The 5,124-nt window shown below is 39.6% G+C and carries 5 protein-coding genes and 2 pseudogenes; 6 read left to right on the top strand and 1 reads right to left on the bottom strand.

Annotation, left to right across the window (positions count from 1 at the left end):
• The 6 genes and pseudogenes from IQ229_RS12400 to IQ229_RS12375 form a co-directional block, all read left to right on the top strand.
• Window positions 1-223 (top strand): annotated as a pseudogene (locus tag IQ229_RS12400) (CemA family protein); the annotation flags it as partial.
• Window positions 224-268: 45 nt separating this feature from the next.
• Window positions 269-1,255, top strand: coding sequence for an RpoD/SigA family RNA polymerase sigma factor (locus IQ229_RS12395; protein WP_162398308.1), 987 nt, complete (start codon window positions 269-271; stop codon window positions 1,253-1,255).
• 289 nt (window positions 1,256-1,544) lie between these two features.
• Window positions 1,545-2,030 (top strand): DUF2808 domain-containing protein, encoded by a 486-nt coding sequence (locus tag IQ229_RS12390; RefSeq protein ID WP_162398309.1) that lies wholly within the window; start codon window positions 1,545-1,547, stop codon window positions 2,028-2,030.
• Between the two features lie 31 nt (window positions 2,031-2,061).
• The gene (gene rppA, locus IQ229_RS12385) at window positions 2,062-2,799 is read left to right on the top strand and encodes a two-component system response regulator RppA (RefSeq protein WP_162398310.1); all 738 of its coding nucleotides are present in this window, start codon (window positions 2,062-2,064) and stop codon (window positions 2,797-2,799) included.
• On the top strand, window positions 2,777-4,177 hold the full coding sequence (gene rppB, locus IQ229_RS12380; RefSeq protein ID WP_162398311.1) for a two-component system sensor histidine kinase RppB: 1,401 nt from the start codon (window positions 2,777-2,779) through the stop codon (window positions 4,175-4,177). The genes rppA and rppB overlap by 23 nt, the downstream gene beginning before the upstream one ends.
• Window positions 4,177-4,503, top strand: a pseudogene (locus tag IQ229_RS12375) (tetratricopeptide repeat protein); the annotation flags it as partial. The gene rppB and the pseudogene IQ229_RS12375, both read left to right, overlap by 1 nt.
• A gap of 154 nt (window positions 4,504-4,657) precedes the next feature.
• On the opposite strand, the gene IQ229_RS12370 reads toward IQ229_RS12375, so the two are convergent.
• Window positions 4,658-5,124: hypothetical protein (locus IQ229_RS12370; protein WP_194044080.1), on the bottom strand; the 467-nt coding region annotated here is incomplete at its 5' end.

The following is a 5,124-nucleotide window of genomic DNA, read 5'->3' as shown; positions in this document are numbered from 1 at the left end:
ATCTACAGATATATTTGTCGGTTTTCACTCTCCTTATGGATGGGAAATAATTATAGAAAGTACTTTAAAGCATTACGGTTTACCAGAAAACAAAAGCCTTACTTCTTTATTTATTGCTACTGTTCCAGTAATCATGGATACAGTTTTTAAATATTGGATATTTCGCTACCTCAATCGCAGTTCTCCTTCAGCTGTAGCTACATATCATAACATGAATGAATAATTTATAAATATATCTAAATCTTTACATCCAAAAAATACTGAAATTATGCCAACTTTCAACATGATTACAACAACTTCAAATACTAAATTCAACACAGATATAGTTCGGAATTATCTGCAAGATATTGTTCGCGTACCATTGTTGACTCATGAAGAAGAAATTGTATATAGCAAACAGGTACAGCAGATGATGGTGTTACAGAAGAAAAAGGAAACCTTGAAGAAACAACTCAATCACGAACCATCTCAAAAAGAATTAGCTCAATATGCACAGCTTAGAGAAATAGAAGTGAAGGAGATTTTTCACAAAGGTACACAGGCAAAGCAAAAAATGATGGTAGCAAATCTTCGTTTAGTGGTTGCTATTGCCAAAAAATATCAAGGACGAAATGTGGAGTTTATGGATTTAATTCAGGAAGGTTCATTAGGTTTAGAGCGTGGTGTAGAGAAATTTGACCCCAGTCGTGGCTATAAGTTTTCTACCTATGCTTATTGGTGGATTAGCCAGGGAATGACACGGGCAATATCTCAGCAATCACGAACTATTAGACTGCCAATTCATCTTACCGAAAAGTTGAACAAACTAAAAAAAGTGCAAAGGGAATTATCTCAAAAACTAAAGCGCAGTCCTAGTATGTCTGAAATTGCAGAAAAGATGAAATTAAATCCTGCTCAAATCCGCGAACTGCTGATGATATCTCGTCAACCTGTCTCATTAGATAAACAAGTGGGCGATAACGAAGACACAGAATTGCAAGAACTTTTAACAGAAGCTCCAGAAGCCTCGCCTGAAATCCAAGTAACTCAAAATTTAATGCGTCAAGATATCTATCTCTCACTGACAGAATTAACTTTACAGCAGCAACAAGTCATAATTTTGCATTATGGCTTGGAAGATAATTGCGAACTCACTTTGACGCAGATAGCTCAACATCTCAACATTAGTGAGACGAGAGTTCGTTACTTAGAAAAACAAGCACTGAGTTACCTCCGTCGTTGCCAAACAAATCTACGAGAGTATATTTTCAGTTAAATGTATGAGAAAACATCAGTACGAACATCTTGCTTCTTTAACTGTTTGTCAATATCGTTATCAGCTAAAACGAGGTTAGAGAAAGCTTTGAGACTATAAAGAGATACGTTTAGGAAAAAGTTATAGCTCCATCAAAGGTCACTTATTTGTTTTTTTTAAAAAATCCCTGTAACTAGCTAAAATTTCACCCAAATTTCATCTCACTTTGTCAAGCTATTAAGAGGTAACATCTTTCAACGAAGATGATTCTGATGATTGATGGATCTAGTAAAGTGATTATAAAAGCGCAATGATTAGAATACTGAGATATACTGCTATTTTTGCCTTGACTATGGCAGTTTTAGTTCCAGCTACTTATGCAAATCCTACACCACAATCTAGTAGCTTTACTCACGTTATTAGCCTAGTGGAATCTCCTCAAGGTATTCGCCACTGGAGAATTCTCAGGCATACTTTAAAAATAGCAGTTCCCGAAAACAGCAAGGCTATTTATCAGCTAATTATCGAAGCTCCAGCTAACATTGTTCTCAGAGAAAATATTGATGTTTCCGAGCAATCCGGTAAAAAATTTGCTGCAAAAGTTTCTATTCAAGGCAAAAAAGCTACATTAGAGTTTGCCGAATCAATCACTCCTGGAACTATCATCATCGTAGAAATGAATAATGTTAAAAAAACAGCAGTGACTACTGGTGATAAGTTCTACAAGATATCTACCATTTTCGCTGGTACGAATGTAGAGTTACCAATTGGTGTCGCTCAATTGCGTGTAATTTAATGAACAAATTACTAAAATACATCTGCTGATTATGAAAGTTTTGCTTGTTGAAGATGAGCCGGATCTGGGTGCATCGATTCAGCGAAAGTTGAGTAAAGAAAGATATATTGTTGACTGGGTTTTGGATGGAAATGAAGCCTGGACTTATCTAGAACATGATTGGACTCAATATACACTGGCAATTTTTGATTGGTTGTTACCGGGAATGTCAGGTTTGGAACTGTGCAAGCGATTACGAGGTCGGGGTAATGCTTTGCCCGTGCTGATGCTAACCGCTAAAGATAGCATGGCAGATAAGGTAGCTGGTCTAGATGCAGGGGCTGATGACTATCTGATAAAGCCGTTTGGTATGGCAGAACTACTAGCACGGTTGCGGGCATTGCAACGGCGAGCTTCTTTTGGAGGCGCATCGCTTACGTCCCAGATCCAGCCTTTACAATTGCAAGTTGGTGGTCTGATCCTAGACTGCGGTAATTGTACAGTTTCTCGACAGTATCCTAATGGTGAAAATAAGGTAATTTATTTAACAAAAAAAGAATTTCAATTATTAGAATACTTGATGAAACGTCCTAATACAGTTATTACCCGCGACCAAATTTTAAATCATCTGTATGCCTTTAGTGCAGAACGCGTTAGTAATGTAGTAGCAGCTCAAATCCGACTTTTGCGACGCAAATTATCGGAATATGGTTGTGATGGGTTAATCGAAACTATTCCTAGTATGGGCTATCGTTTCAATCCTGGCAATGCAGATTCGACTATTTCATAAGACTCGCTGGCAATTGGCTACCTGGTATGCGGTAGTTATGGCTCTGATTCTATCCTTATGCGGTTTTGTGGTTTATAAGGTAATCATTGATGCTTATGTGGCTTCTATCAACCGGGAACTGGAATCGGTAGCAGGTACACTACATGATGTAATTGAACCAACTTTGAAACAACCTGGTATTACAGAGCTAGTTTTCCAGCAGGTTTTACCAAATATTTGTTTAGCTGAGTCCAGTTGTCCTACCCAAAATATCCTGAGTCACAGTCAAAGCACCCATAATGAACACGGCATTTTTAGTACTGTATACAAAGAGAAGCAATATTACATCCGTTTTGTCGATGGTTCAGGACGGTTAATTGCAGTGGCAGGTTTCCAACCTGATGAATTGCCACCGACTGTGCAAACCCAAGTGTGGCAAACAGTCAAAGACTTACAAGGCAATCGTTACAGTCAAAAGTCTCTATTGCTGCACACTCAAGATAATCAAGATTGGGGCTATATTCAGGTAGGGCGTAATTTAAATGACCTGGATAGTCGTCTCGCTGCTTTGAAATTAATTTTGGCGGTGGGCTTGCCAATTACGGTATTGTTAGTTGGCGGTTCTAGTTGGTGGCTGGCAGGGTTAGCAATGCAGCCAATTGACTCTTCGTATAAACAAATGCAACAGTTTACGTCTGATGCCTCTCATGAGTTGCGTACTCCTCTAGCAGCGATTAATGCAACGGTAGAAACTTTATTTGATATGGATTATCTGCCGGAGGAGGCGCGAGATGTTTTGGCCTCTATTCAACGTCAAAATCATCGACTAGCTGAACTAGTTCAGGATATGCTGTTACTGTCTCGATTGGAACAGCAAATGTTAGCGACACAACAAATACATTGCTGTCTGAATATTTTGATTAATGACCTGATAGAAGAATTTTCAGCGTTAGCGGCTGCGGCTTCTTTGCAGCTAACATCTTTGGTGTTATGCCAAGAGCTTTTATACGTGATGGGAGATGAAGATCAACTGTTGCGTGTGCTTTCTAATCTAATTGCCAATGCTATTCAATACACCCCTGCTGGCGGTTATGTAACTGTTATCCTCAAACGCAGCAACGGTAATGCTGTAATTGAAGTTCAAGATACAGGTATTGGTATTGCATCGCACGAACAAAAGCGGATTTTTGACCGTTTTTATCGAGTGAATAGCGATCGCTCGCGTCGTACTGGTGGATCTGGATTGGGATTAGCGATCGCTAAAGCAATTGTTCAGGCTCATGGAGGTAGTATACAGTTGCAAAGCCAACTTGGTAAGGGTAGCACTTTCATCGTTCACTTACCCTTGACAGACGAAGCGATCGCTCGCGTCGTACTAAAGGATCTGGATTTGGGTTAGCGATTCCTGACTTTAACCAGGTAATAAAAATCGATCCGAAGTCTGTAGATGCTTACTACAATAGGGGTTTTTTGAATTATAGACAGGGAAATCACAAGCTGGCGATGCCTGCGGCGGGCTGCGCCTACGCAGATTTTAACTTAGCACTAAAAATCAATCCCAACTTAGCTGATGCCTACGGCAACAGAGGACTTGCTGAATATGCTTTAGGCGATCGCAAAAGCGCTATTACCGATTTACAGCAAGCTGCAAGTCTGTTTCAACAAGAAGGAGATACCCAGAGGTATCAGCAAACACAAACTCTCCTTCAGCAGATTCAGCAGTAAGCAATATTCAGGCTCGAAATTAGGTAAAAATCATTTTTAATTAGCTTATTTTCAGGGTGGGCAAGCAAGGCTTACCCTGAAATTTAGGCTAACTTAATGAATAACTATCAATATAAGCCATAACTGCCTTGCAAGCGATGCCTAAACACTAACATTATTGATTAAAACTAAACCGACCGTTGACCTTTTCACCACCAACATCCGCAGTAACTTTTACTTGATATTGACCTGCCGTAACTCCATCGAGCTTCGCAGCATAGTGTTTACCATCAGCATCATATGTTAGGGGAACGGTTTTTTGCTTTCCATCTGGTGACTGAATATCAGCAGTAACTTTCGCATTTGGAATTGCTTCGTGTTTATCACCTGTTTGCAAATATAAATCTAAGTGAGTCGTGCTACCTTCTTTCTCAGGCACTAACTCTAAGTGATACTTTCCTGCTTCAACGACTTGAGCATTTTTACCATGTGAGTCGCCATGAGCAGATGTTTCAGTTTTGGCGGCTGGTTCGGTTTTGTTAGTATTTTCTGTAGAAGGACTAGAAGGACTGCTACTGGACTCAGAAGCTTGATTGCCACAAGCTCCCAAAAAAAGTAATCCTACACTGGCGAGAACAACAA

The sequence above is a fragment of the Nostoc cf. edaphicum LEGE 07299 genome, from assembly GCF_015207245.1.
GTDB classification, from domain to species: Bacteria; Cyanobacteriota; Cyanobacteriia; order Cyanobacteriales; family Nostocaceae; genus Nostoc; species Nostoc edaphicum_B.
The sequence above is the reverse complement of the archived record's forward strand: the minus strand, read 5'-3'. Positions and strand labels throughout refer to the sequence as shown.

What these genes read in the sequence shown, in the direction of transcription:
- rppA (WP_162398310.1), top strand. Translation starts at nt 2,062, where the DNA reads ATGAAAGTTTTGCTTGTTGAAGATGAGCCGGATCTGGGTGCATCGATT.
- IQ229_RS12390 (WP_162398309.1), top strand. Translation starts at nt 1,545, where the DNA reads ATGATTAGAATACTGAGATATACTGCTATTTTTGCCTTGACTATGGCA.
- IQ229_RS12395 (WP_162398308.1), top strand. Translation starts at nt 269, where the DNA reads ATGCCAACTTTCAACATGATTACAACAACTTCAAATACTAAATTCAAC.
- rppB (WP_162398311.1), top strand. Translation starts at nt 2,777, where the DNA reads ATGCAGATTCGACTATTTCATAAGACTCGCTGGCAATTGGCTACCTGG.